We start from the raw sequence: 906 nt of genomic DNA, 5'->3' as shown, positions 1-906 counted from the left end.
GCGCGGCTTCTCCATCTCTCCGACATGGGGAGCATGCAGCACATCGATGATGCCTTCGAGGATTTCACGGGCATGATGGAGAAGTCCCAAATCTGTTGGGTACTTGATGTCTGCGGGGGCGCATGTGGCATCAAGCATGAGAGTTCCCTTGTTCCTAACGTTGACTGGCGATGTGGCTGCAGTTGTTGCGGTAGATGACAGGACATGTAGCTTCTTCATGCCAGTGCGCCTTTTCTTGGGATCCACCGTCTTTTCCTCAGGGATGGACAGCGCTTCGCCCATCTCCATCGTCAGTTGGCAGCCACCGGTATCATCGTCATCGTCATCACGGTCTTGTTTGGACGCTTCCTGTTTCTCTTTGGCTTCGCGTTCTGCTTGCAGGGCGGCTTGTGCGATCCCGTCGTTGACTTCCGTGATGATGTCTGCACCCAGCCGCTGCCGAAAGTGCGTCAGAAGGGAGTGGTGAAAAGGCTCTTCATCCACATAGGCTGTATAGCCTAAGAAGAACTGCAGATAGGGGTTCTCTTGGATCTGCAGCGTGGTCTCACGGTCACTTAGGCCAAGCCGTTCTTTGATAATGAGCGAGCCAAGGGCGATACGAGCCGTATAAGCCTGTTGGCCGATGTGCAGAGATTGGAGGGATTTGACATACTTCTCTTCGACTTTGTCCCATGGGATAAGGGCAGCGAGTTGCACCCATCGATTGGATGGATTGAGCTTACCGCCAAAGGGTAGATAGAAGTCTTTTAATAAATCCGCCATATCTCGGTTCTGCGTAAACATTTTCTCTCACTCCGTCTGCAAGGTTTTTTGCCGATTTCCTGTGTTTTCCTTGCAGATAACTTCGACAAAAATGGCATAAATCCCTTGTAGATTATGGATTTTTTGTTTGTTCAGCAAGCCCTA

Annotated in this window: 1 protein-coding gene; it reads right to left on the bottom strand. The window is 50.9% G+C overall.

Annotated elements, in window-relative coordinates; genetic code table 11:
• A partial coding sequence (locus JMF85_RS28585; RefSeq protein ID WP_201319399.1) for a transposase occupies nt 1-783 on the bottom strand: 783 nt, incomplete at its 3' end.
• Between the last annotated feature and the right edge of the window lie 123 nt (nt 784-906).

The organism is Paenibacillus sp. EPM92 (assembly GCF_016586185.1).
GTDB lineage: Bacteria > Bacillota > Bacilli > Paenibacillales > NBRC-103111 > Paenibacillus_G > Paenibacillus_G validus.
Note: the sequence above shows the minus strand (reverse complement) of the source record. Positions and strands in the feature narration are given on the sequence as shown.